Genomic DNA, 24,161 nt, shown 5'->3' with positions numbered 1-24,161 from the left:
GGTTCGTCGCGATCAGATCAAGCCTCTACTTGGGCCAGTCGCTTCTCCAGATAGCCGCTGCAATTGCCGATGAGCTCGTCGACCTGACCTTCGAAGAAATGGTTCGCGCCTTTGACGACCTGCTGATCGATCACAATGCCTTTTTGCGATTTCAACTTGTCGACCAACGTCTGGACGGCCTCTGGCGGCGCCACGCGATCGTTCTCGCCGTGGATGATCAGCCCCGAAGACGGGCACGGTGCCAGGAACGAAAAGTCGTAGATGTTGGGCTGCGGGGCGATGGACATAAAGCCCTCGGCCTCCGGCCGGCGCATCAAGAGTTGCATGCCGATCCAAGCGCCGAAGGAGAACCCGGCAATCCACACGCCGCGTGCGTCGGGATGCAGCGTCTGCACCCAATCGAGGGCGGCCGCGGCATCCGACAATTCACCGACGCCGTGATCAAAGAAGCCCTGACTCCGCCCCACCCCGCGGAAATTGAAGCGCAGAGCCGTGAAGCCGCGCTCTTGGAACATATAGAACAGGCGGTAGACAATTTGATTGTTCATCGTCCCGCCGAATCGCGGATGCGGATGCAGCACGATGCCGATCGGGGCAGTCTTCGTCTTTCCCGGCTGATAACGGCCTTCGAGACGACCGTCGGGGCCGGGGAAAATCACTTCAGGCATGGTTCACAGGACTCTCAACTCGCTGGGTCAGGAAACTTGCATCTTAGACGGAGGTTTTGTTGACTCCGCCCGAACCCCTCCCTAAAACTTAGTTTGGAATGGTTCAAAAGAAATGCACTCGTCCCCGCTCGTGGCAGGGGCGCATCTAAACACTATGTGTTCGTTCGGTTGCAAGAACAAAGCAGCCGTCCGGCCAGGAGCCATGATGAGTCGGGCTAGAACCTATCTGGACGCAAATGCCACCGAGCCGCTTCGTCCGCAGGCGCGAGAGGCAATGCTCGCGGCCCTCGAGCATCCCGGCAACGCGTCGTCGGTGCACGGTGAAGGACGGTGGGCACGCGATCTGATCGAAGGCGCGCGCGAAGCCGTTGCCGCGCTTTTGGGAGCGAAAGCCGCAAACGTCGTATTCACCAGCGGCGCGACCGAAGCGGCCAATTGGGCTTTGACGCCGTTGGAGCCGGATGAGCGGCTTTATGTCAGCGCGGTCGAGCATCCGTGCGTTCTGGCCGCCGGCATGTTCGCTCCGGACGGGACGACTTCCGTGCCGGTGCGCGACGACGGAGTTCTCGATCTCGAAGCGTTGCGCGCACGGCTTGCGGCAGATGCCGATAAAGGGCGCCCGGTTCTCGCATTGATGGCCGTCAACAACGAGACGGGCGTGGTGCAGCCTGTCGCCGAAGCGGCGGCGGTGGTTCATGAGTTCGGCGGGCGGATGATCTGTGATGCCGTTCAGGCAGCCGGGCGTATGCCGCTTTCTCTCGCCGACCTGGGCGCCGACATTTTGTTTCTTTCCTCGCATAAGCTCGGAGGCCCGCAGGGGGCGGGCGCTTTGGTGGTGGCGCGCGAGGACGCCTTCCCGAAGAATCTGCTGAAGGGCGGAGGCCAGGAGAAGCGTCGCCGCGCAGGCACCGAAAACCTCGCCGCGATCGCTGGTTTCGGCGTTGCAGTGCAAGAGGTGCGCCACCATGTGTCGCAGATGGAGAGGCTGCAGGAGCTGCGCCAACGGCTTGAGCAGGGTCTGCGCAAAATTGAGGCGCGCACTTTGATTGCCGGCGAAGCGGCTGAGCGAGTGGCCAACACGGTCTTGTTTGCGACGCCTGGCATGGCCGCGGAAACGTTGGTGATCGCATTCGATTTGGAGGGTGTGAGCGTCTCTTCCGGGTCTGCCTGTTCATCGGGCAAAGTTGGCGACAGTCACGTGCTGCGCGCCATGAATTTTGCTGCTCCAAGCGCTATCAGGGTCAGTCTTCCTTGGAACGCGGACGAGCGGGATATCGATCGTTTTCTTGACGTGTGGCAGACCATCCATCATCGGATGAATCTCGGCCGGGCGGCTTGAACCAATAAAGGGAGAACTGAATGCCAGCCGTTCAGGAGACCATTGAGCAAGTTAAGCAGATCGACGTCGACAAGTACAAATACGGCTTCGAGACGCTGATTGAATCCGACCGGGCGCCAAAGGGGCTCGATGAGAGCACCGTGCGTTTCATTTCCGCCAAGAAGGGCGAGCCGGAATGGATGACCGAATGGCGTCTTGAGGCTTTCCGGCGCTGGTTGACGATGAAGGAGCCGACCTGGGCACGGGTGAAATATCCCAAGATCGATTACCAGGATCTCTATTACTACTCGGCTCCGAAATCCATGAGTGGCCCGAACTCGCTCGATGAGGTCGACCCGGAGATTCTCGCGACCTACGAGAAACTCGGCATTCCTCTGAAAGAGCAGGAGATTCTGGCCGGCGTCCGCAAGGCGGACGAGCCCTCCACACTCGACGAGGATTCGGGCGGCCCGTCCACTGGCAGCGGCGGGCGGCAGGTCGCCGTCGACGCGGTTTTCGATTCCGTTTCGGTTGCGACGACCTTCAAGAAGGAACTCGCCAAGGCGGGCGTCATCTTCATGCCGATCTCCGAGGCGATCCGCGAATATCCTGACCTCGTTAGAAAATACCTCGGCTCCGTGGTGCCGGTCACAGACAATTTCTTCGCGACGCTGAACTCCGCGGTCTTTTCCGATGGGTCCTTCGTTTACGTCCCGAAGGGCGTGCGCTGCCCGATGGAGCTGTCGACCTATTTCCGCATCAACGAGCGCAATACGGGTCAGTTCGAGCGCACGCTGATCATTGCCGACGAGGGCGCCTACGTCTCGTATCTCGAAGGCTGCACGGCACCGATGCGCGACGAGAACCAACTCCACGCCGCCGTCGTCGAGCTCATCGCTCTCGACGATGCGGAGATCAAATACTCAACGGTTCAGAACTGGTATCCAGGCGACAAGGACGGCAAGGGCGGCGTCTACAATTTCGTGACGAAGCGTGGCGACTGCCGGGGCAAGAACTCCAAGATTTCCTGGACCCAGGTCGAGACCGGTTCGGCGATCACCTGGAAATACCCGTCCTGCATTCTGCGCGGCGACAATTCGGAAGGCGAGTTCTACTCAATCGCCATTTCCAACGGTCACCAGCAAATCGATTCCGGCACGAAGATGATCCATCTCGGCAAGAACACGAAGAGCCGGATCATCTCCAAGGGGATCTCGGCGGGCAACTCCAACAACACCTATCGGGGTTTGGTGTCGGCCCACCGCAAGGCTTCGGGGGCTCGCAACTTCACGCAGTGCGATTCGCTCCTGATCGGCGAAAACTGCGGCGCTCATACCGTGCCCTACATCGAATCCAAGAACGCCGGGGCGATCTTCGAGCACGAGGCCACGACGTCGAAAATCTCCGACGAGCAGATGTTCTACTGCCAGCAGCGCGGCATGAGCGAGGAAGAAGCGGTCGCCTTGATCGTCAACGGCTTCGCCCGCGAAGTCATCCAGAAGCTGCCGATGGAATTCATGGCCGAGACGCAGCGCCTGATCGGCATCTCGCTGGAAGGCAGCGTCGGCTGATTGCGGGCGGCTCTTCGGAAGCCGAATTTTGAGACATATCAGGGGGCTGACCCTGAAAGCTGAATCAATTCAGGAACAAACGCATGCTTGAGATCAACGACCTGCACGCCAAGGTGGCGGAAGACGACAAGGAAATCCTGCGCGGCCTCTCTTTGAAAGTCGGAGCGGGAGAGGTGCATGCCATCATGGGCCCGAACGGGTCCGGCAAGTCGACGCTGTCCTATATCCTGGCCGGCAAGGAGGATTATGAGGTCACCGGTGGATCCGTCACCTTCAAGGGCGAGGACCTTTTGGAGATGGAGCCCGACGAGCGAGCCGCTGCCGGCGTCTTCCTGGCATTCCAATATCCGATCGAGATTCCTGGCGTCGGCACGATGACCTTCTTGAAGACGGCGATGAACGCCCAGCGCAAGGCGCGCGGTGAGCCGGAGCTGACGACACCGGAATTTATGCGCCGCGTGAAGGAAACCGCTGGCGAGCTCAACGTCACGCCGGAGATGCTGAAGCGTCCGCTAAATGTCGGTTTTTCTGGCGGTGAGAAGAAGCGCAACGAGATTCTGCAGATGGCGCTTCTTGAGCCGTCGCTCTGCCTGATGGACGAGACGGATTCCGGCCTCGACATTGATGCGCTCCGTGTCGTCGCCGACGGCGTCAACAAGCTGCGTGCGCCCGATCGTGCGATCGTCGTCATCACCCATTATCAGCGACTGCTCGAATATATCGTGCCGGACCATGTGCATGTGCTTTCGGCGGGGCGTATCGTCGCCTCTGGCGGACGCGAGCTTGCACTCGAGCTGGAGGCGAAGGGCTACGCCGATTATGTGGAGGCCGCGTAATGGCCGAGCCCGAACGCACCCGCACAAAAGCCGAGGAGGCGTTGGCGCAGCATTTTGCAGCGCTTTCCGACGATGACCCGATACGCGACATGCGTACGACGGCCTTCGATGCCTTCATCGAGAAGGGCTTGCCGAATCGCCGCGTCGAAGATTGGAAATACACCGACCTGCGGCGGCTGATGACGGACGCACCGGCGCCAGCCGATCCCGTCAATCCCGAGCGCGCCCGTCACCTGGTCGATCAGTCAGACATTTTTGCCGAGATCGACCGCGCCCGCATCGTCTTCGTCAACGGGCATTTTGTGCCATCGCTCTCTGATTTGAGCGGTGTCGAAGATGCGCTGGATTTTGCCTCTCTGGGCCGTTTTCTCCACGACGGCGGCGCTCTTTTGGAGCGCAATGAGCAGGTCGATCCAGGCGAAGCGCCGGTCTATGCGCTGAACAGCGCCTTTGTGCGCGACGGCGCCGTGATCCGCATTCACGAAGGCGCAAAGCTTGCGAAGCCGCTTGAGATTTGCACCGTCTTTGCCGGGGATGAAGCGGGGCTGCAGACACTGCGCCACCAGGTGACTGTAGGCGACGGCGCGGAAGCGGTCATCCTGCAAAGCTATGTCGGTCCCAACGGTGTCGGGTACCACACCAACGTCGTCTCCGACATTCGCATCGGCAAGGACGCGAAGGTGAAATGGGTGAAGGCCCAGGAGGAGGGCGACCAGGCGCTCCATCTCGGTCTCATTCTGCCGCGGGTCGAGGCCGACGCGGTGTTCGATCCGTTCTTCTTCGCAGCCGGCAGCGCGGTCGCTCGTTCCGAGATCCGAATGATCTTCGATGGCGAGGGGGCCACTTCCGGCATCCGCGGTGTGACCATCGCGAGAGGTCGCCAGCATCTCGACACCACCTTGATCGTCGATCACGCGGTGCCGGAATGCGTGAGCCAGGAATTCTTCAAATCGGCGATCGACGACGAGGCGCGCGGCGTCTTTCAGGGCCGTATCAATGTCTGGCCGCACGCTCAGAAGACCGAAGGCAAGATGATGAGCCAGGCTCTGCTCTTGTCGGAGAACGCGGAGTTCTCCAACAAGCCGGAGCTTGAGATCTTCGCCGACGACGTCGTGTGCGGCCACGGCGCGACCTGCGGCCAGATCGACGAAGAGATGCTGTTCTTCATGCGCTCGCGCGGTGTTCCGGCCGACGAGGCTGAACGTCTTCTGGTGCATGCCTTTCTCGCCGAGGCGATTGAAGAGATCGCCGATGACGACGTCGTCGCGGCGCTTGAGGCGCGGACGCGACGCTGGCTGTCGCTCGGAGGCGAGGTCCACTGACACAAGCTGCCGCAACCTGCGGCAGCCATTTTGAGAATGGGCGCTTAGGCGCAAGAGGACGGGGCTGATGCTGACAAAGAACGCCACCTACGACGTGGAGGCTGTGCGGGCCGATTTTCCGGCGCTTGCGCTGGAGGTCTACGGCAAGCCCCTCGTTTATCTCGACAACGGCGCGTCGGCTCAGAAACCGCAGGCGATGATCGATGCTGTTTCGCGTGCCTACGCCGAGACCTATTCCAACGTTCACCGCGGCCTTCATTTTCTCTCGAATGCGGCCACCGAGGCCTACGAGGATGCCCGAGAAACCGTTCGTGGCTTTCTCAATGCCGCGTCCGTGGACGAGGTAATTTTCACGCGCTCCTCGACGGAGGCGATCAACCTGGTCGCGGCGGCTTATGGGAGCATGGCGATTAGGGAGGGCGACGAGATCGTCCTGTCCATCCTCGAGCACCATTCGAACATCGTGCCGTGGAACTATCATCGCGAACGCACCGGTGCTGTGATCCGCTGGGCGCCCATCCGCGAGGACGATTCGTTTGATCTTGAGGCCTTCGAGCGCCTCTTGAACGATCGCACGAAAATGGTTGCCGTGACTCATCTTTCCAACGTCACGGGAACGGTCGTGCCGATCCGGGAGATCTGCCGGCTTGCCCACGAGCGCGGCATTCCGGTTCTGGTCGATGGCAGCCAGGCCGCGGTGCACTTGCCGATCGACGTTCAGGATCTCGGCTGCGATTTCTATGTCTTCACCGGCCACAAGACCTATGGTCCGACGGGCATCGGTGTCCTTTGGGCCAAACGGGAATGGCTGGAGAAAATGCCGCCCTTCCTGGGTGGTGGAGAGATGATCAAGGATGTGACGCAGGAAGGCGTCACCTATGCGGAGCCGCCACACAAATTCGAGGCGGGGACACCGCCGATCGTTCAGGCGATTGGTCTCGGCTCTTCGCTCAAATACATGCGGGAGCTCGGTCGCGAGAAGATCGCGGCCCATGAGCAGGAGCTCAAGGAATATGCCCACGAACGCCTGGGCGAGATCAACTCGCTCGTCATCTATGGGCATGCCCCGGATAAAAGCGCCATTATCTCTTTCAATTTGGAAGGCACCCACCCGCACGACGTTTCGATGATCATCGACCGAGAAGGGGTGGCGGTGCGTGCCGGCACGCATTGTGCGCAGCCGCTTCTCACGCATTACGGGACGACCGCCACGTGCCGTGCGTCTTTCGGCCTCTATAATACGAAAGCAGAAGTCGATAAATTGGCGGAAGCCCTGATGAAGGCGCAGACCTTCTTCGCGTGAGGATAAGAGCGATGGACGAGACCACGCACAAGGACGAAACCGACGCCGCCGCGGCGTCCCACTCGCAAGCGGACGAGGCACCGAATTCCCCGGATATCGACGCTTCGGCCATTCCGCCTGAAGAGGTCGAGCGCCTGAGCCAGGATATCGTGGCGGCCCTCAAAACCGTCTACGATCCTGAAATTCCGGCCGACATCTATGAGCTTGGCCTGATCTATAAGGTCGATATCGACGATTCGCGCCATGTGAACATCGACATGACTCTCACGGCGCCGGGCTGTCCGGTGGCCGGCGAAATGCCTATTTGGGTTGAGAACGCAGTTGCCTCAGTCCAGGGCGTTTCCGGTGCGACGGCAACAATGGTTTTCGATCCGCCATGGACGCCGGAACGGATGTCGGATGAGGCGAAGGTCGCGATCGGTTGGTGGTAGGGCTGGGCGCCGCACGGTGTGCGCTGCCCCGCAGTCTCGTGCTCCGGCTTTTCCATGACGCGCCGCGAGACTGGAAACGACAAACCTCAGTGACTAGATTGGACCCATGGCTTTTCCCGGATTTCAAGTTCTGAGCCTCACCGACGCCGCCGCTGCGCGCGTTCGGGAGATCGTGGCAAACGCCGAAGCTCCGGCTGCGGGCATTCGTGTCGGCATCAAGAAGGGCGGATGCGCCGGTATGGAATATACCGTCGATCTCGCGCGCGAGGTCGATCCCTCTGATGACAAGGTCGATATCGGCGAGGGCGTTGCTGTTTTCGTCGACCCTTCCGCCACCCTGTTTTTGCTCGGGACGGAAATGGATTTTGAGGTGACGAAGCTGCGGACGGGCTTCGTATTTCGCAATCCCAATCAGACCTCGGCGTGCGGTTGCGGCGAATCGGTGGAACTGCAGGCCGCCGATCCTGGCAGCTTCCAGTCTGCGCGTGCGTGAACGAGATCGCTGACATCAAAAAAACGCCGGCCTAGGGCCGGCGTTTTTTTTGAGCATTGAGTGAGAAGACGGGCCCAGACGTCACCGCCTCGCTGGCTCCCTAAAGAGCCAACGGCTCGTTAGCTGTTGCCGACGCGCACCGGCTGTAGAAGAAAGGCCGGCACGTGATCGCCGAAGCCGACGGCTTCCTCTTCGCGCGGGCGATTCGGCTTGCCTTTTGACTGTCCGCTCTGCTGCGGCTTGTCATTGCGCTTCGGCCGAGAATCCGCCCGGGAGCTCGACTTGCCTTGCGCCGATTTGGCCTGTTCCGACTTGCTACGCTCCGACGACCTGACCTGCTCCGACTTGGCCTGTCCGGATCTAGCTTCGGTTGGCGCGGCGCCCTCGTTTGCTGTTACCTCGTCCGCGTCGATCTTGGCCGCGTCGGTCTTGGCCGCGGGCTTTGCGCCGCGCGAACGTTCTCGACTGCCGCTCTTTCCGCGCCGTGAGCTGGAGCGCCGCGGACGCTCGTCTTCCTCGTCCGCTTCCGGCTCAGCGGCCTCAAAGTCGGGAAGGGGAGGGATTTCGCGATGAATGAGCTTCTCGATCGCCGAGACGTATTTCTTCTCTTCAGCCGTCATCAGCGTGAAGGAGCGGCCCGTGCGCCCGGCTCGGCCGGTCCGGCCGATGCGGTGCACATAATCTTCCGCGTGTGTCGGAACGTCGAAGTTGAAGATGTGGCTGACCGCCGGGATATCGAGGCCGCGAGCCGCGACGTCTGAAGCGACGAGAAGGCTGATGCGATTCTCACGGAACGATTCCAGCGTCGCAAGGCGCGCATGCTGGTCCATATCACCGTGCAACGCCCCGGCCGAATAGCCATGCCGCCGGAGCGAGCGCTCGAGCGTCGCGACATCGCGCTTGCGATTGCAAAAGATGATCGCGTTCGTGAGATCTTTCTCCCGATCGATCAAAGTCCGCAAGGCGACGCGCTTCTCGTGCGGTTTGCGCCCCGTGACGACCGTGTGCTGACTGACGTTTTCCGCGGTGCTGGATGGCCGCGAAACCTCCACACGCTCCGGATTGGTCATGAATTTCGCCGCGAGGGTGGCGATTTCCTTCGGCATCGTTGCCGAGAACAGGAGCGTCTGCGGTTTGCGTGTCGCCGTGATCAGGCTGACGATCCGCTCGATGTCGGGGATAAAGCCCATGTCGAGCATACGATCGGCTTCGTCGATGACGAGAATCTCGACACCCGTCAGCAGCAGTCGACCCCGTTCGAAATGATCGAGAAGGCGCCCTGGTGTCGCGATCAGGACATCTGCGCCACGCGTGAGCTTTTTGTCCTGCTCATCGAAAGAAATGCCCCCGATGAGGAGTGCCACGGTGAGTTTGTGGTTTGCGCCGTAGCGCAGGAAATTGTCTTCGACCTGAGCCGCAAGTTCGCGGGTCGGCTCCAAGATCAATGTGCGCGGCATACGTGCGCGTGCCCGCCCCCTTTCCAGGAGCGTCAGCATGGGAAGAGTGAAGGAAGCCGTCTTGCCGGTGCCCGTCTGTGCGAGGCCCAGGACATCACGTCCCGCCATGACATGCGGAATCGCCTCCGCCTGAATGGGAGTGGGCTCCGTATAGCCAACCGCGCTAACGGCCTGCAAAACCTTGTCGCTTAAACCGAGTTTATCAAAGCTCATGGGAAATTTCGCGCCCGGCGGAAAACTTCTCAACGTCGGGCTTGTTTACACGAGCCGCACCATAGGTGCCATGCGACATGTGTCAAGCAAACGGTTGAACCAGCGCGCTTTCGTCCTCTGCGCATTTTCGATGAGGCTGGTTCGGGGCTGCGTGCCCGGAGCCAATCGCGATGAAACGCCCCTGAATTAGGTGTCGAATTTGCCTCTCTTTTGAAAGGCTCTCTCGGGCTTTTGCCTTAATACGTCTTAGGCCGAGAACTCTATCGTGACAAAACTCGCAAGAGTGTGCTGAATAAACATTGTAGGACCATCGTTATGCCAAAAATAGACTTTGCCAAAATTCCGGTCGGTTTCTGCCACAATGTGGCGGAAAGAGGATGAATTAACTTATCGTTCACAGTTTGCCGCCGTACATTAACGTTCGTTAACAATAAACAGCTGGTTTGAAACCCTACCACTGTTGCGTTTCGGCGACAGACAGCGCCGTCGCGGTTTGCTAAATGAACTCTTGGCAAAGGGGAGCCTTACAGTTTTCCCGCAATGGAGTAACACATGAAAAAGATCCTTCTCGCGAGCGCCGCGGTTGCCCTGATGGGCGGTTCCGCCCTCGCAGCGGATTTGCCGACCTATGAGCCGGCTCCCGTCGCAACGCCGGTTGCCACGCCGACCTACAACTGGTCGGGCGGCTATGTCGGTCTCCAGACCGGCTGGGCGTGGTCGAACGTCGACACTGACTTCAATTACGGTGGCACGACGGTCGGCGGCTTTGATTTCGACAGCGACGGCTGGACGGCCGGTGTTGCCGCCGGTTGGGACTACCAGTGGAACTGGGCCGTCCTCGGCGTGCGTGGCGACATCAACTGGCTTGACGTCGACGGCGACGGCAGCCGTGACACGGTTGTCAACGGCATGGACGCCAACTGGCTCGCCAGCTTGACGGCCCGCGCCGGTGTCGGCATGGACCGCTTCCATCCGTATGTCCTCGGTGGTGTTGCCTACGTCGATTACGATCACAGCAACTCCTACACCAATGGCGTTGCGGTTTACGGCGACAGCGACGACGACGGCGACTTCGGCTGGACGCTCGGTGCCGGCATCGAAGTTGCGGTCACCGACAACATCTCCGTGTCGGGCGAGTATCGCCACTACTGGTTCGACGACAAGTCGATCGGCTATGCCGACGGTTCCAGCGTCGATTTCGACACGGACATGGACACGTTCATGGTCGGTGTGAACTGGCGCTTCGGCGGCCCGAGCGGCTCGGTGATGGCGAACTACTAATTCTCGCTTCCTAGCGAGTGGGAAACCGGCGGCTTCGGCCGCCGGTTTTTTTTGGGTCTCAAGACGGCTCCGTAGGGAGGGGCGTTGCTGCCGCCCGACGCGTTTGCGTTTCCTCCAGCCCCGTTCTGCGGGCCGGCCAGCGCTTTTCAAGTCTGCCGCCGCTACCGCCCGAAAACCGTGTAGCCGCCGAAACGGTGTGGGATCCCGGCTCGCATCCTGACGAGGCCCGGGCCCGAAAAACGCGGGACCTGCCGTAGCCTGTCGATCGAGACGATCGCTCCGCTGGCGCACTGCCTTTGAACAGCACCTTCGACAACCCGCTTATCGGGTTGGACCCACACCTCTGCTGGAGAGGGGTGTCTCGCTAGGCCTGTGGGCTAGATGTCGAGGTCTAGATGTCGAGGTCTGGCGGTGCGAAAGCCGCGCGCTCTTGGATGAAGGCGAAGCGTGCTTCGGGCTTATTTCCCATGAGCTGGGTCACAGTGGCACGAACCGCCTGAGCTTCGTCGTCCAATATCCCGACGCGCAAAAGCGTGCGTCGGGCGGGGTCCATCGTCGTCTCTTTGAGCTGCGCCGGCATCATTTCGCCGAGGCCTTTGAAGCGGCTGACCTCGACCTTGCCGCGGCTTGAGAACTCGGCCTGCATCAGCTCGTCGCGATGAGCTTCGTCGCGGGCGTAGAGAACCTTGCCGCCTTGCGAAAGCCGGAAGAGAGGCGGGACGGCCAGGAAGACGCGTCCCTGTCGGATCGCCTCGGGCATTTCACGATAGAAGAACGTGATGAGGAGCGAGGCGATGTGGGCGCCGTCCACATCCGCGTCGGTCATGATAATGATTTTGCCGTAACGCAGATCCTGCTCCCGGTAGCGGGAGCCGGTCCCGCATCCGAGGGCCTGGATCAGGTCCGCGAGCTGCTGATTCTGCGAGAGCTTCTCGCGTCCTGCGCTCGCGACATTGAGGATTTTGCCCCTGAGCGGCAAAATCGCCTGCGTTCGCCGATTGCGGGCCTGTTTGGCCGATCCCCCGGCCGAATCGCCCTCCACGATGAAGAGCTCGGTGTCGTCACGATCGCTTGCCGAGCAATCGGCAAGCTTGCCCGGCAGCCGCAATTTGCGTGTCGCGGTCTTGCGAGAAATTTCCTTTTCACGGCGTCGCCTTAGGCGCTCTTCGGCGCGGTCCACCACCCAATCGAGGAGATTTGCGGACTGGTTCGGCGAGGCGGCGAGCCAATGGTCGAACGCGTCGCGAATAGCGGCGTCGACGATGCGGGACGCTTCGCCGGTCGCCAGCCGATCCTTGGTCTGCCCGACAAACTCAGGTTCGCGGATGAATACGGACAGCATGCCGCCCATCGACGTCATGATGTCGTCGGAGGTGATCTGTGCCGCGCGCTTGTTGCCGATGAGCTCGCCATAGCCCTTGAGGCTGCGCAGGAGCGCGGTTCGCAATCCGGCTTCATGCGTGCCGCCTTCAGGCGTCGGAACGGTGTTGCAGTATGAGCTTAAGAAGCCGTCGCCGGCGAACCAGACGATCGCCCATTCGACCGCCCCGTGCCCGCCCGGGCGCTCCGTGCGCCCGGAAAAAATGTCACCGACGCGCGTCTCTCCTGCGAGCGTGGCATCGAGATAATCGCGCAGCCCGTCAGGAAAATGGAAAACCGCCTTCTCTGGGACTTCGCTCTTCGGATCGATAAGGAACGAAGGGCAGTTCCAGCGGATTTCGACCCCGCCGAAGAGATAGGCCTTCGATCGCGCCATCTCGTGGAGGCGCTTGGGATCAAACTTTGCTTCGTTACCGAAGATTTCCGGGTCTGGACGAAAGCGAATGCGCGTGCCGCGGCGATTCGGAGCCTCGCCGGCTTCCTCCAGCGGGCCGAGAGGCTTGCCGCGAGAAAAGGACTGTCGGTAGAGCTTGCGATTGCGCGCAACTTCCACTTCGAGCTTTTCCGACAGTGCATTGACGACGGAGACGCCGACGCCGTGCAACCCGCCGGACGTTTCGTAGACCTTCGAATTGAACTTTCCGCCGGCATGCAGCGTCGTCATGATGACTTCGAGCGCCGATCTGTCCGGGAACTTCGGATGCCTGTCGACGGGAATGCCGCGACCATTGTCCGTCACAGTCAGGAACCCCTCGGGGTCGAGCTCGACCTCGATCCAACTGGCGTGGCCGCCCACGGCCTCGTCCATCGAATTGTCGATCACCTCGGCAAAGAGATGGTGGAAGGCCTTCTCGTCGGTGCCGCCGATATACATACCCGGCCGACGCCGAACCGGCTCCAAGCCTTCCAGAACCTCAATGTCGGTGGCGGAATAGCCTGACGCCGGAGCGCTCACCTCTCGCGCCTTGCGGCGGCGCGGAGCCCGCTCGGTGGGCGTCTTTGTGCCGGAGGGCTTGCTGGCGCTGGAAAAAAGATCCTCGGCTCGGTCCATGCTTCTGCCTTGATGCGAATCGGGTGGCGATGTTGCCATGGTCTCGGCCTGGCGGCGACGTGACCCTGCTCCATGCGGGGTCACAGAGAAGCGACCGCGGCGCAGGCTGCTATCGATGCGCCTTCAAGCGCTTGGTTTCAAGGGCAGTGCGCAGCTCTGGTTGCAACCGGTGGAGAACCGGGAGGTGGACGGCCGACAGGGCAAAGGAAGCCTTTTCGGATGCGCGCGATGAACCTAGCCGGCCATCCACCTAGACCGCCTAAAGATAGAGCAGAATCGTTAACGGTGCTGTGCCGTTTGCGACACATCTGCCTAGAAACTCGGCCTGCGCCGATTTGGCCAACCTTTCGTCGCGTGGCCCCGTCATCTGCCGATCCGCCGAAAGGCTGCCAAATTTGGCTGTGCACAAAAAAGGGGAGGCGGTGACCGCCTCCCCAGAGAGCATACGATGACGGGTCTTGAGCCCTGACGGGGTCAGACCGAGTAGTACATCTCAAATTCGATCGGATGCGGGGTCTGCTCGTAGCGGATGTTCTGCTCGCGCAGGAGGTCGAGATAGGCCTCGATCTGATCTTCGTCGAAGACGCCACCGGCCGTCAGGAACTCGTGATCGGCTTCCAGCGAAGAGATCGCTTCACGCAGCGAACCGCACACGGTCGGGATGTCCTTCAGCTCCTCCGGCGGCAGATCGTAGAGGTCCTTGTCCATCGGGTCGCCCGGATGGATCCGGTTCTTGATACCGTCGAGGCCGGCCATCAGCATGGCGGAGAAGGCGAGATACGGATTCGCCGCCGGATCCGGGAAACGGATCTCCATGCGCTTTGCCTTCGGCGAGTTGGTGTAGGGGATACGGCAGGAGGCGGAACGATTGCGCGCCGAATAGGCGAGCAGCACCGGAGCCTCGTAGCCCGGGACCAGGCGCTTGTAGGAGTTAGTGGTCGGGTTGGTGAAGGCGTTGAGCGCCTTGGCGTGCTTCAGGATGCCGCCGATGTAGAACAGGCATTCCTCGGAGAGGTCGGCGTACTGGTTGCCAGCAAAAACCGGGTTGCCGTCCTTCCAGATCGACTGGTGGCAGTGCATGCCCGTGCCGTTGTCGCCAAAGACCGGCTTCGGCATGAAGGTCGCCGTCTTGCCGTAAGCGGCGGCCGTCTGATGGATGCAGTATTTGTAGATCTGCAGTTTGTCGGCGACGCGCACGAGCGTGTCGAATTTCATGCCGAGCTCATGCTGGGCGGAGCCGACCTCGTGATGGTGCTTTTCGACGTCGACGCCCATCTCCGCCATGTACATCAGCATGTCGGAGCGCAGATCCTGGGCCGAATCGATCGGCGGCACCGGGAAATAACCGCCCTTGGTGCGCACGCGGTGGCCCATATTGCCGCCTTCGTATTCCGTCCACTGATTGGTGGGCAGCTCGATGGAATCAAGCAGGAAGCCGGTGTTGTAAGGCGTGCAGGAGAAGCGCACGTCGTCGAAGATGAAGAATTCCGCTTCCGGTCCGAAAAAGGCGGTGTCGCCGACGCCGGTCGACTGCAGATAGGCGAGGGCCTTCTTTGCCGTGGTGCGCGGATCGCGGTTGTAGGGCTCGCCCGTGGACGGCTCCAGGATATCGCAGAAGATTGCGAGCGTCGGCTGCGCGAAGAACGGGTCGATGACCGCAGTGTCCGGGTCCGGCATCAGCGTCATATCGGACTCGTTGATGGCCTTCCAGCCGGCGATCGAAGAACCGTCGAACATGATGCCGTCGGCGAACATATCTTCGTCGACGATAGATACGTCCATGGTCACGTGCTGCATCTTACCGCGCGGGTCGGTGAAGCGCAGGTCGACATATTTTACATCGTTGTCTTTGATCGTCTTCAAGACATCGGAAGCATTGCTCATGAGTGTCACCTTCTAAGTGGAATGGGGGAAGGGTGCGGCTTCTGAATAGGTGCGGGCCGCGACCGTTCTCTAGATTGCTTCTGCGCCGGTTTCGCCCGTGCGGATGCGAATGGCTTCTTCGACGCTGGAGATGAAGATCTTTCCGTCGCCGATGCGACCGGTCTGCGCGGCGTTTCGGATGGCATCGACTGCCCGCTCGACAAGCTCGTCCGGCAGCACCACTTCAACCTTCACCTTGGGCAGGAAATCGACGACATATTCTGCACCGCGATAGAGCTCGGTATGGCCCTTCTGACGCCCGAAGCCCTTGGCCTCGGTCACTGTGATGCCCTGCAGTCCGACTTCCTGCAACGCCTCCTTCACTTCATCGAGTTTGAACGGTTTTATGATCGCTTCGATCTTCTTCATATCAAGGGAAACTCCAGAGCCCGTGAGCGTCGTCGTCGCTCCGACCGCCCCTCAGCAGGAAGCGTGCCAGCCCGCTCTCGGCGGCGCCGGCATGGAAGACGAGGCGCCTGCCGCTGCCAAGGCTAATTTTGCGGCGACGGATGACCGCTTTTTCCCCATCGGTATGGCCCAAGAATGAGGCAACTGCACAATGTGTGATCATTTCTCTGCCCGCGAAGCTCTCCTCCTTCTCACCCCGGAGCAGATGGGGCGTGCCGACCGCGCGGCGATGGAGGCCGGAATCTCCGGTTCTCTGCTAATGGAGAACGCGGGTACGGCCGTAGCAATGCGCGCACAGGAGATCTGTCCGCACGGCGGCCATGTCCTCGTCCTTGCGGGCCCTGGCAACAATGGAGGCGACGGCTTGGTCGCCGCCCGCCTTCTCGCCGAGCGCGGCTATCGTGTCCGGCTTGCCCTCCTCGGCTCTCGTGAAAAACTCTCCGGCGATGCAGCGATCGCCGCATCGCGTTGGCAAGGCGGGCTCGAGAAGCTTTCCGCCGGCATCGATCTTTCGGCCGACCTCATCGTCGATGCGCTTTTCGGCGCCGGTCTCGGGCGGCCGATCGAAGGGGAGGTCGCCGCTCTCGTCGAGGCCGTCAATGCGTGCCAACGGCCCGTTCTGGCGGTCGATCTCCCGAGCGGCATCGATGGTCGAACGGGATGCGTCCGCGGCGCGGCCTTCAAGGCTGCAAAAACCGTGACCTTCTTCCGCGAGAAGCCGGGGCACATCCTGCTGCCGGGGCGTCTCCATTGCGGAGAAATCCATGTGGCCGATATCGGTATCCCGGACGCGGTTTTGCCGGATCTCTCGCTCAAGCTCTGGCGCAATCATCCGGGGCTGTGGCACGATGTTCTGCCGGTTCCGGATGTGGAGGGACATAAATACGCGCGCGGCCATACTGTGGTCGTGTCCGGCCCCGCGCATGCCACCGGAGCGGCGCGCCTGGCGGCCCGGGCGGCGTTGCGGGCCGGCGCGGGCCTCGTCAGTATGGCGGCGGAGGAAGACGCCATACCCGCACTCGCCGCACATCTGACTGCGGTCATGATCAAGAAGGTCGATGGTGCCCAGGGATTGGCCGGGCTTCTCTCTGACGCGCGCCTCAACGCCGTGGTCATCGGGCCGGGAGCCGGCGTGGGGCAGGCGACATGCGAGCGTGTCGCAGCGTGCCTGCAGAGCGAGGCGGCCGTCGTCCTAGATGCCGATGCCGTAACAAGCTTCAAGGATCAGCCGGCGAGGCTGTTCGACGCGATCGAAGCGCGCTCCGCACCAGTCTTCATGACCCCGCATGAGGGAGAGTTTTCGCGGCTTTTCCCCGACCTTGCCGAGCATGCGGACAAGGTCGAGAAAACACGCAAAGCCGCCGAGCGAGCCGGAGCGGTCGTGCTCCTCAAGGGCGCGGATACGGTCGTGGCCGCCCCTGACGGCCGGGCAGCGATTTCAGCACGGGACGCTCCCTGGCTTGCGACAGCCGGGACGGGCGATGTTCTGGCCGGCATGATCGCAGGGCTGGCCGCTCAGCGGATGCCGGCCTTCGATGCCGCCTGCGCTGCCGTGTGGATGCATGCCGATGCGGCGCGCCGCTTTGGTCCGGGCCTGATTTCAGAAGATTTGCCGGAGATGCTGCCAGCGGTGTGGTCGCAGCTCGCGGCTGAGCGCTGCGCTGATTAACCACAGGCGGACACGCATATTTCGTTAAACTGGGGTTTACGCTAAGACAGCACGCGTTGGCAGGTGACGTGATGTGTCGTCGGTTGCCTCGGCAAGCTTCAAGACTCACTGCACAATGATTGCACCTCAGCCCTCTTCGGAGGGCTTTTCTTTTGGCGGTCGTGCGCCACCTTGTGCGCGGACAAAGACATGATATAGAGCCCCAACCTTGGCAGGGCGCGCCAGCTCTTGAAGGTGGCGGGCGTGGTGGAACTGGTAGACACGCTTGGTTTAGGTCCAAGTGCCTAACAGCTTGGGGGTTCGAGTCCCTCCGCCCGCACCACGTCACCGGACGCTTGACGGCGCGACCCGCTTACATCTCAACTTCAGGCAATAAAGCGGCGAGTTTCGCCTGAGCATCAGGAAGCGACAATGGATATCAACGAGACCCTCTCCGACGGCCTCAAGCGCGAATTGAAGGTTACCGTTCCGGCCGGCGAATTGAACGATCGGCTGGCTGCGCGCCTGGATCAGCTGCGGGGACAGGTCCGCCTCAAGGGCTTCCGCCCTGGCAAAGTCCCGACCGATCATCTGCGCCGGCTCTATGGCAAGGCGGCGATGGCGGAAATCGTCGAGAACATCGTTGCCGAAACGACACGCACGGCCATCAATGAACGTGGCGAGAAGGCTGCCATGCAGCCCGAAATCGCCATGACCGACGATGAGGCGGAGGCCAACGAGATCTTGGCGGCGAACGCCGATCTGACCTTTACGGTGAACTACGAAGTTCTGCCCGAATTCGAGATCGCCGAGATCAAGGGCATCAAGATCGAACGTCCGATCGCCGAAGTGCCAGATGAAGAGGTCGACGAGCGGCTGAACGCGATCGGCGAGGGAAGTCGCACCTACGAGGCGGTGAAGCGAAAGGCCAAGGACGGCGACCGCATCACCATCGGCTTCGTCGGCAAGATCGACGGGGAAGTTTTCGACGGCGGCAGCGACGACAACACCCAGATCGTCATCGGCTCCGGCCAGTTCATCCCGGGCTTCGAAGAGAAGCTGAAGGGCGTGAAGGAAGGCGAGGAGAAGACGATCGAGGTCACCTTCCCGGAGGATTATCCCTCTGAGAAGCTCGCTGGAAAGCCGGCGACGTTCGATGTCACGGTCAAGGAAGTGGCCGCACCGCAGGAGCTGAAGCTCGACGACGAGTTCGCCCAGAAGCTCGGGGTCGAATCGCTCGACAAGCTGAAGGAAGCCGTGCGCGCCCAGCTCGAAAGCGAATACGGCTCCGCCACTCGCCAGCGTGTGAAGCGTCAGCTCCTTGACGCACTCGATGAGAAGCACGACTTCCCGCTTCCGGAAAAGCTGGTCGAGCAGGAATTCGAGAATATCTGGCGGCAGGTGATGCATGATGTCGAGCATCACGGCCGTTCCTTCGAGGATGAAGGCACGACGGAAGAGGCGGCACGGGCGGAGTACCGCACCATTGCCGAGCGCCGTGTGCGTCTTGGTCTCGTTCTGTCGAAAATCGGCGAAGAGGCGAAGGTCGAGGTGGGCGAGGAAGAGCTGCAGCGCGCTCTTTACGAGCAGGTTCGCCGCTTCCCCGGCCAGGAGCAGCAGGTCATCGAGCACTACCGCAACAATCCGGAAGCGGTGCAGGCGCTTCGTGCTCCGATTTTTGAGGAGAAGGTGGTCGACTACATGCTCGAGCTCGCCGATGTCACCGACAAGACGGTGTCACGCGAAGAGCTGCTCGCCGATGACGACGAGGACGACCACGAGCATCACCATCACCACGAGCACGATCACTGATTGGTGACTGAAACGGCGTGTGGCGCAGACGACCCTGCGTCACCGCACCACGCAGGCCGCGCATTGCGCGGCCTTTTTTCCGCCAAGAGGGGCGTCATGTTTTACGGGGCTTTGGCAGATTGCTAAGAACCCCTAAATTAGGACGAATCGTATCCCCGTGCCCGCGCTGTCGCGGGCAGAGCAAAGGCCTTCCATGAAAGATCCCGTTGAAACCTACATGAACCTCGTCCCCATGGTCGTGGAGCAGACCAACCGGGGTGAGCGCGCCTACGATATCTTTTCGCGCCTTCTGAAGGAGCGCATCATTTTCGTGACGGGCATGATCGAGGATCACATGGCGACCCTCGTCTGTGCCCAGCTCCTTTTCCTGGAGGCGGAGAACCCTAAAAAGGAGATCAGCCTCTACATCAATTCGCCGGGTGGCGTCGTTACCTCCGGCTTTGCGATGTACGACACGATGCAGTTCATCAAGCCGGCTGTGTCGACCTTGTGCATCGGGCAGGCCGCCTCGATGGGCTCTCTGCTTCTGTGCGCCGGTGAAAAGGATATGCGTTTTGCCGTTCCCAATGCCCGCATCATGGTGCACCAGCCCTCGGGCGGCTTTCAGGGACAGGCCTCGGATATCGAACGCCACGCCGAGGATATTATCAAAATGAAGCGCCGGCTGAACGAAATCTACGTCAAGCACACAGGTCAGAACTATGAGACGGTTGAGCGGACGCTCGATCGTGACTATTTCATGACGGCTGAGCAGGCGCAGGAGTTCGGATTGATCGATCGCGTGATCACGAGCCGAGCGATGACGGAGACCGAGGGGCAAGGTTGACGTTGCAAGCGTCACGCAGGCTAGAAGCTGTTAAGTTTATCTTGAAACCGTACGGCCAAAGATGTTCGATGAAAGGGGCGTGCCGCTCAGCGGCAGCGCCTCGTGCCAGGCGCCGCGATGGCGCGCTGGTCCACCGGAGAGGTGACCGATGAGCAAAATCAGCGGTAACAGCGGGGACAGTAAGAACACGCTCTACTGCTCCTTCTGCGGCAAGAGCCAGCACGAGGTGCGGAAGCTCATCGCGGGTCCGACCGTGTTTATCTGCGACGAGTGTGTCGAGCTGTGCATGGACATCATCCGGGAGGAGAACAAATCCTCGCTGGTGAAGTCCGGCGACGGTGTGCCTTCGCCGCAAGAGATTTACAACGTCCTCAACGACTACGTGATTGGTCAGACGGGTGCCAAGAAGGTGCTCTCTGTCGCTGTCCACAACCATTACAAGCGCCTCAACCATGCGGCACGAAACAATGATGTGGAGCTGGCGAAGTCCAATATTCTTCTGATCGGCCCGACGGGTTGCGGCAAGACGCTGCTGGCGCAGACGTTGGCCCGTATCCTTGATGTGCCTTTCACCATGGCGGATGCGACGACGCTGACCGAAGCCGGCTATGTCGGCGAGGATGTCGAAAACATCATCCTGAAGCTCCTTCAGGCCGCCGACTACAACGTGGAACGCGCTCAGCGCGGCATCGTCTATATCGACGAGGTCGACAAGATCTCCCGCAAGTCGGACAATCCTTCGATCACCCGTGACGTGTCGGGCGAAGGCGTCCAGCAGGCCTTGCTGAAGATCATGGAAGGAACGGTTGCATCTGTGCCGCCGCAGGGCGGACGTAAGCACCCGCAGCAGGAATTCCTCCAGGTCGACACGACGAACATTTTGTTCGTGTGCGGCGGCGCCTTCGCCGGCCTTGATCGCATCATTTCCGACCGCGGCCGCAAGACTTCGATCGGCTTTTCCGCAACCGTCGCTTCGCCGGACGATCGTAAGATCGGCGAGCTTCTGAGCCAGGTGGAGCCGGAGGACCTGCTGAAGTTCGGTCTCATTCCGGAATTCGTCGGGCGTATGCCCGTCGTGGCGACGCTTGAAGATCTCGACGAGCCGGCTCTGGTGTCGATTCTGACCGAGCCGAAGAATGCGCTGGTGAAGCAGTACCAGCGTCTCTTTGAGATGGAGAATGTCGAGCTGACGTTCCACGAGGACGCGCTTGCGGCGATTGCCCGTAAGGCGATCGAGCGCAAGACGGGCGCTCGGGGCCTGCGTTCCATCATGGAAGCGATTCTTCTGGAGACGATGTTCGACCTCCCAGGCCTCGATGGGGTCGAGGAGGTTGTGATCTCCGGCGACGTGGTCAACGGCAGCGCACGTCCGCTCTACATTTACTCGGAACGTCATTCCGAGACGCAGAACGCCGGTCGCTCGGCCTAGGTAAGCGGTGAGGGGCCTCAGGTTGACAACCGGGCCTCTCCTATCCACCTAACCGGGTAACGCAACAAGCTCGCTTCGAATGGTCGTGCCAGGTGTGTGGCTTGTCATCTTGTCTGCGCCAAAAGTGATCCCGTGAGCGAGTACTCTTTACACTGAGATTTCGTCGGATCGACCGGCGAACGCGAAGGAATCCTCATGACCGAACCCACTGGTTTCCTCGGATCTGCTGAAGGGAACGGGGTTTATCCCGTCCTTCCTCTTCGCGACATCGTTGTCTTCCCGCACATGATCGTGCCGCTCTTCGTCGGGCGGGAGAAGTCGATCAATGCCCTGGAAGAGGTGATGCGGGCAGATAAGATGATCCTGCTGGCCACCCAGAAAGACGCCAGCGACGAGGATCCGTCTCCCGAACGTATTTACGAGGTGGGCACGCTCGCCTCGGTTCTGCAGCTTCTGAAATTGCCCGACGGCACCGTAAAGGTACTGGTCGAGGGGCGCAGCCGCGCCTCCATCAAGCGTTTCAGCGATCGCAAAGATATCTTTGAGGCTGAGGCCGAAGAGATTCCGGAGACGCTGGGCGACGAGGTGGAGGTCGAGGCACTGTCGCGTTCCGTGGTCGCGGAGTTCGAGAACTACGTAAAGCTCAACAAGAAGGTGAGCCCGGAAGTTCTGACCGCCGTCGCCAACATTGAGGATTATGCCAAGCTCGCCGATACGGTGGCGTCGCATCTGGCTATTCGCATTCCCGAGAAGCAGGAAATCCTGGCTCTCACCTCTGCGACCGACCGCCTGGAGAAGGTGCTTGGCCTGATGGAGAGTGAGATCTCCGTCCTGCAGGTGGAGAAGCGCATCCGCTCGCGCGTCAAGCGCCAGATGGAGAAGACGCAGCGCGAGTACTACCTCAACGAGCAGATGAAGGCGATCCAGAAGGAGCTCGGCGATTCGGAAGACGGACGCGACGAGCTACGCGAGCTGGAAGACCGCATCGGCAAGACAAAGCTCTCCAAGGAGGCCCGGGAAAAGGCCGAGGCGGAGATGAAGAAGCTGCGCCAGATGAGCCCGATGTCCGCTGAGGCGACCGTCGTGCGCAATTATCTGGATTGGCTGCTCAGCATCCCGTGGGGCAAGCGCACCAGGGTGAAGAACGATCTCGGTCATGCCGAATCCGTGCTCGAGACCGATCATTACGGTCTTGAGAAGGTCAAGGAGCGGATCGTCGAGTACCTCGCCGTGCAGAGCCGCGCCAACAAGCTGAAGGGGCCGATTTTGTGCCTCGTCGGCCCTCCCGGCGTCGGCAAGACCTCGCTCGGCAAGTCGATCGCGAAGGCGACCGGCCGCAATTTCGTACGCATGTCTCTTGGTGGCGTGCGTGACGAAGCGGAAATCCGCGGCCACAGGCGCACCTACATCGGCTCGATGCCTGGCAAGGTGATTCAGTCGATGCGTAAGGCGAAGAAGTCCAACCCTCTCTTCTTGCTCGATGAAATCGACAAGATGGGGATGGATTTCCGCGGCGATCCTTCGTCGGCGCTTCTTGAGGTTCTCGATCCCGAGCAGAACTCGACCTTCATGGATCACTATCTGGAGGTTGAGTACGACCTTTCGGACGTGATGTTCGTGACGACAGCGAATACGCTCAACATCCCGCCGGCCTTGATGGACCGGATGGAGATCATTCGCATCGCCGGTTACACCGAGGATGAGAAGGTCGAGATTGCCCGGCGCCATCTCTTGCCGAAGTCGGAGAAGGATCACGGCCTGCGCAAGGGCGAGTTCTCAATCGACGACGAAGCTCTGCGTACGGTGATTCGTCGCTACACGCGGGAAGCTGGCGTCAGAAATCTCGAGCGTGAGCTCGCCACACTTGCGCGCAAGGCGGTGAAGAAGCTGCTGACGAGCGAAGAAAAGAAGGTCGCGATCACCTCGGACAATCTCTCCGATTATCTCGGCGTGGCGCGGTACCGATTCGGTGAAGCCGAGCGGGAGGACATGACCGGTGTCGTGACCGGTCTTGCCTGGACCGAAGTCGGCGGTGATCTCCTCACGATCGAGGGTGTCATGATGCCCGGTAAGGGCAAGATGACCGTCACCGGCAACCTTCGCGACGTGATGAAGGAATCGATCTCTGCTGCGGCATCCTATGTGCGCTCGCGGGCCGTCGATTTCGGCATCGAGCCGCCTTTGTTCGATCGGCGTGACATTCATGTGCACGTGCCCGAAGGCGCGACGCCGAAGGACGGGCCGTCTGCTGGCATCGCGATGGTGACAGCGATCGTCTCGGTGATGACCGGCATTCCGGTCCGTCGTGACGTCGCCATGACCGGCGAGATCACTCTGCGTGGTCGCGTTCTGCCGATCGGCGGGCTTAAGGAAAAGCTGCTGGCGGCGCTCCGCGGCGGAATCAAGACCGTGCTCATCCCGGAGGACAATGCCAAGGACTTGGCGGAGATTCCGGACAACGTGAAGAGTGGGCTCGAGATCATCCCCGTCGCTCGCATGGACGATGTTCTGCGACACGCTTTGGTGCGTGAGCCGGAGCCGATCGTGTGGAGCGAGGTGGAGAACGAGCCAACACGCTCTGACGTCGCCGACGACGACAATGCAGCAACGATGATTGCGCACTGAGTGCGCTTCAACTTCAGGCGGCCCGGAACCTTCCGGGCCGTTTTGTCGTTCAAAGTTGCGGAAATGCCCAGTTTTCTTGAAGATTTTGCAGATTTTCCGGGCTCTGGCGCTTGCCCCAGGCGTTAATGTGACGCAGAGAATCGCCATCTCGACAAAGGGAGAATGA

At 60.9% G+C, this 24,161-nt stretch carries 19 protein-coding genes and 1 tRNA gene; 15 read left to right on the top strand and 5 right to left on the bottom strand.

Annotated features, from left to right (window positions below):
- Window positions 1-17: 17 nt before the first annotated feature.
- Entirely contained in the window at window positions 18-668 is a 651-nt protein-coding gene (locus tag J2R99_RS16180) for an alpha/beta hydrolase (RefSeq protein ID WP_307155409.1), read from the bottom strand.
- A gap of 205 nt (window positions 669-873) precedes the next feature.
- Between J2R99_RS16180 and J2R99_RS16175 the strand changes: the two genes are divergently transcribed.
- The 7 genes from J2R99_RS16175 to sufA all read left to right on the top strand — a co-directional run bounded on the left by J2R99_RS16175 (window position 874) and on the right by sufA (window position 7,942).
- Window positions 874-2,007 (top strand): cysteine desulfurase family protein, encoded by a 1,134-nt coding sequence (locus tag J2R99_RS16175; RefSeq protein ID WP_307155746.1) that lies wholly within the window; start codon window positions 874-876, stop codon window positions 2,005-2,007.
- A gap of 20 nt (window positions 2,008-2,027) precedes the next feature.
- The gene (gene sufB / locus J2R99_RS16170) at window positions 2,028-3,557 is read left to right on the top strand and encodes a Fe-S cluster assembly protein SufB (RefSeq protein WP_307155408.1); all 1,530 of its coding nucleotides are present in this window, start codon (window positions 2,028-2,030) and stop codon (window positions 3,555-3,557) included.
- An 83-nt stretch (window positions 3,558-3,640) separates the two neighbouring features.
- Complete coding sequence (gene sufC / locus J2R99_RS16165; RefSeq protein ID WP_307155407.1) at window positions 3,641-4,393, top strand: Fe-S cluster assembly ATPase SufC; 753 nt, start codon at window positions 3,641-3,643, stop codon at window positions 4,391-4,393.
- Window positions 4,393-5,715, top strand: a complete 1,323-nt coding sequence (gene sufD / locus J2R99_RS16160; RefSeq protein WP_307155406.1) for a Fe-S cluster assembly protein SufD — start codon at window positions 4,393-4,395, stop codon at window positions 5,713-5,715. Before sufC ends, sufD begins: the two co-directional genes overlap by 1 nt.
- Before the next feature lie 67 nt (window positions 5,716-5,782).
- A complete protein-coding gene (locus J2R99_RS16155) occupies window positions 5,783-7,018 on the top strand; it encodes a cysteine desulfurase (protein WP_307155405.1) in 1,236 nt (411 codons plus the stop codon).
- Window positions 7,019-7,029: 11 nt separating this feature from the next.
- On the top strand, window positions 7,030-7,449 hold the full coding sequence (locus J2R99_RS16150; protein WP_307155404.1) for an SUF system Fe-S cluster assembly protein: 420 nt from the start codon (window positions 7,030-7,032) through the stop codon (window positions 7,447-7,449).
- A gap of 106 nt (window positions 7,450-7,555) precedes the next feature.
- Window positions 7,556-7,942 (top strand): Fe-S cluster assembly scaffold SufA, encoded by a 387-nt coding sequence (sufA, locus tag J2R99_RS16145; RefSeq protein WP_307155403.1) that lies wholly within the window; start codon window positions 7,556-7,558, stop codon window positions 7,940-7,942.
- 119 nt (window positions 7,943-8,061) lie between these two features.
- Here sufA and J2R99_RS16140 read toward each other — a convergent pair whose 3' ends face one another.
- Window positions 8,062-9,612 (bottom strand): DEAD/DEAH box helicase, encoded by a 1,551-nt coding sequence (locus J2R99_RS16140; protein ID WP_307155402.1) that lies wholly within the window; start codon window positions 9,610-9,612, stop codon window positions 8,062-8,064.
- Window positions 9,613-10,164: 552 nt separating this feature from the next.
- Here J2R99_RS16140 and J2R99_RS16135 point away from each other — a divergent pair.
- Entirely contained in the window at window positions 10,165-10,893 is a 729-nt protein-coding gene (locus tag J2R99_RS16135) for an outer membrane protein (RefSeq protein WP_307155401.1), read from the top strand.
- Window positions 10,894-11,284: 391 nt separating this feature from the next.
- Here the strand turns inward: J2R99_RS16135 and parE are convergent, their stop codons facing one another.
- The 3 genes from parE to J2R99_RS16120 form a co-directional block, all read right to left on the bottom strand.
- Window positions 11,285-13,324 carry a DNA topoisomerase IV subunit B gene (parE, locus tag J2R99_RS16130; RefSeq protein ID WP_307155400.1) on the bottom strand — a complete coding sequence of 680 codons (2,040 nt, stop codon included), beginning with the start codon at window positions 13,322-13,324 and terminating at the stop codon, window positions 11,285-11,287.
- 474 nt (window positions 13,325-13,798) lie between these two features.
- Window positions 13,799-15,208 (bottom strand): type I glutamate--ammonia ligase, encoded by a 1,410-nt coding sequence (gene glnA / locus J2R99_RS16125; protein WP_307155399.1) that lies wholly within the window; start codon window positions 15,206-15,208, stop codon window positions 13,799-13,801.
- Window positions 15,209-15,277: 69 nt separating this feature from the next.
- Complete coding sequence (locus J2R99_RS16120) at window positions 15,278-15,616, bottom strand: P-II family nitrogen regulator (protein WP_092812670.1); 339 nt, start codon at window positions 15,614-15,616, stop codon at window positions 15,278-15,280.
- A gap of 22 nt (window positions 15,617-15,638) precedes the next feature.
- Between J2R99_RS16120 and J2R99_RS16115 the strand changes: the two genes are divergently transcribed.
- The 7 genes from J2R99_RS16115 (at window position 15,639) to lon (ending at window position 23,995) form a co-directional block, all read left to right on the top strand.
- On the top strand, window positions 15,639-15,794 hold the full coding sequence (locus J2R99_RS16115) for a hypothetical protein (protein WP_307155398.1): 156 nt from the start codon (window positions 15,639-15,641) through the stop codon (window positions 15,792-15,794).
- 12 nt (window positions 15,795-15,806) lie between these two features.
- A complete protein-coding gene (locus J2R99_RS16110) occupies window positions 15,807-17,324 on the top strand; it encodes an NAD(P)H-hydrate dehydratase (protein ID WP_307155397.1) in 1,518 nt (505 codons plus the stop codon).
- A gap of 237 nt (window positions 17,325-17,561) precedes the next feature.
- A tRNA-Leu gene (locus J2R99_RS16105) sits at window positions 17,562-17,646 on the top strand.
- An 89-nt stretch (window positions 17,647-17,735) separates the two neighbouring features.
- Window positions 17,736-19,115: a trigger factor gene (gene tig, locus J2R99_RS16100; protein WP_307155396.1), complete on the top strand. Its 1,380-nt coding sequence runs from the start codon at window positions 17,736-17,738 to the stop codon at window positions 19,113-19,115.
- Window positions 19,116-19,308: 193 nt separating this feature from the next.
- Entirely contained in the window at window positions 19,309-19,941 is a 633-nt protein-coding gene (locus J2R99_RS16095; RefSeq protein ID WP_092812661.1) for an ATP-dependent Clp protease proteolytic subunit, read from the top strand.
- Between the two features lie 148 nt (window positions 19,942-20,089).
- A complete protein-coding gene (clpX, locus tag J2R99_RS16090) occupies window positions 20,090-21,370 on the top strand; it encodes an ATP-dependent Clp protease ATP-binding subunit ClpX (protein ID WP_092812658.1) in 1,281 nt (426 codons plus the stop codon).
- A gap of 195 nt (window positions 21,371-21,565) precedes the next feature.
- Entirely contained in the window at window positions 21,566-23,995 is a 2,430-nt protein-coding gene (lon, locus tag J2R99_RS16085) for an endopeptidase La (protein WP_307155395.1), read from the top strand.
- Window positions 23,996-24,161 lie beyond the last annotated feature (166 nt).

It is taken from the genome of Rhodopseudomonas julia (assembly GCF_030813515.1).
In the GTDB taxonomy this organism is placed as follows: Bacteria; Pseudomonadota; Alphaproteobacteria; order Rhizobiales; family Afifellaceae; genus Afifella; species Afifella julia.
Note: the sequence above shows the minus strand (reverse complement) of the source record. Positions and strands in the feature narration are given on the sequence as shown.

Bases quoted from the DNA above. Each gene is read 5' to 3' on its own strand.
- J2R99_RS16180 (WP_307155409.1), bottom strand. From the start codon at position 668: ATGCCTGAAGTGATTTTCCCCGGCCCCGACGGTCGTCTCGAAGGCCGT.
- J2R99_RS16175 (WP_307155746.1), top strand. From the start codon at position 874: ATGAGTCGGGCTAGAACCTATCTGGACGCAAATGCCACCGAGCCGCTT.
- sufB (WP_307155408.1), top strand. From the start codon at position 2,028: ATGCCAGCCGTTCAGGAGACCATTGAGCAAGTTAAGCAGATCGACGTC.
- sufC (WP_307155407.1), top strand. From the start codon at position 3,641: ATGCTTGAGATCAACGACCTGCACGCCAAGGTGGCGGAAGACGACAAG.
- sufD (WP_307155406.1), top strand. From the start codon at position 4,393: ATGGCCGAGCCCGAACGCACCCGCACAAAAGCCGAGGAGGCGTTGGCG.
- J2R99_RS16155 (WP_307155405.1), top strand. From the start codon at position 5,783: ATGCTGACAAAGAACGCCACCTACGACGTGGAGGCTGTGCGGGCCGAT.
- J2R99_RS16150 (WP_307155404.1), top strand. From the start codon at position 7,030: ATGGACGAGACCACGCACAAGGACGAAACCGACGCCGCCGCGGCGTCC.
- sufA (WP_307155403.1), top strand. From the start codon at position 7,556: ATGGCTTTTCCCGGATTTCAAGTTCTGAGCCTCACCGACGCCGCCGCT.
- J2R99_RS16140 (WP_307155402.1), bottom strand. From the start codon at position 9,612: ATGAGCTTTGATAAACTCGGTTTAAGCGACAAGGTTTTGCAGGCCGTT.
- J2R99_RS16135 (WP_307155401.1), top strand. From the start codon at position 10,165: ATGAAAAAGATCCTTCTCGCGAGCGCCGCGGTTGCCCTGATGGGCGGT.
- parE (WP_307155400.1), bottom strand. From the start codon at position 13,324: ATGGACCGAGCCGAGGATCTTTTTTCCAGCGCCAGCAAGCCCTCCGGC.
- glnA (WP_307155399.1), bottom strand. From the start codon at position 15,208: ATGAGCAATGCTTCCGATGTCTTGAAGACGATCAAAGACAACGATGTA.
- J2R99_RS16120 (WP_092812670.1), bottom strand. From the start codon at position 15,616: ATGAAGAAGATCGAAGCGATCATAAAACCGTTCAAACTCGATGAAGTG.
- J2R99_RS16110 (WP_307155397.1), top strand. From the start codon at position 15,807: ATGTGTGATCATTTCTCTGCCCGCGAAGCTCTCCTCCTTCTCACCCCG.
- tig (WP_307155396.1), top strand. From the start codon at position 17,736: ATGGATATCAACGAGACCCTCTCCGACGGCCTCAAGCGCGAATTGAAG.
- J2R99_RS16095 (WP_092812661.1), top strand. From the start codon at position 19,309: ATGAAAGATCCCGTTGAAACCTACATGAACCTCGTCCCCATGGTCGTG.
- clpX (WP_092812658.1), top strand. From the start codon at position 20,090: ATGAGCAAAATCAGCGGTAACAGCGGGGACAGTAAGAACACGCTCTAC.
- lon (WP_307155395.1), top strand. From the start codon at position 21,566: ATGACCGAACCCACTGGTTTCCTCGGATCTGCTGAAGGGAACGGGGTT.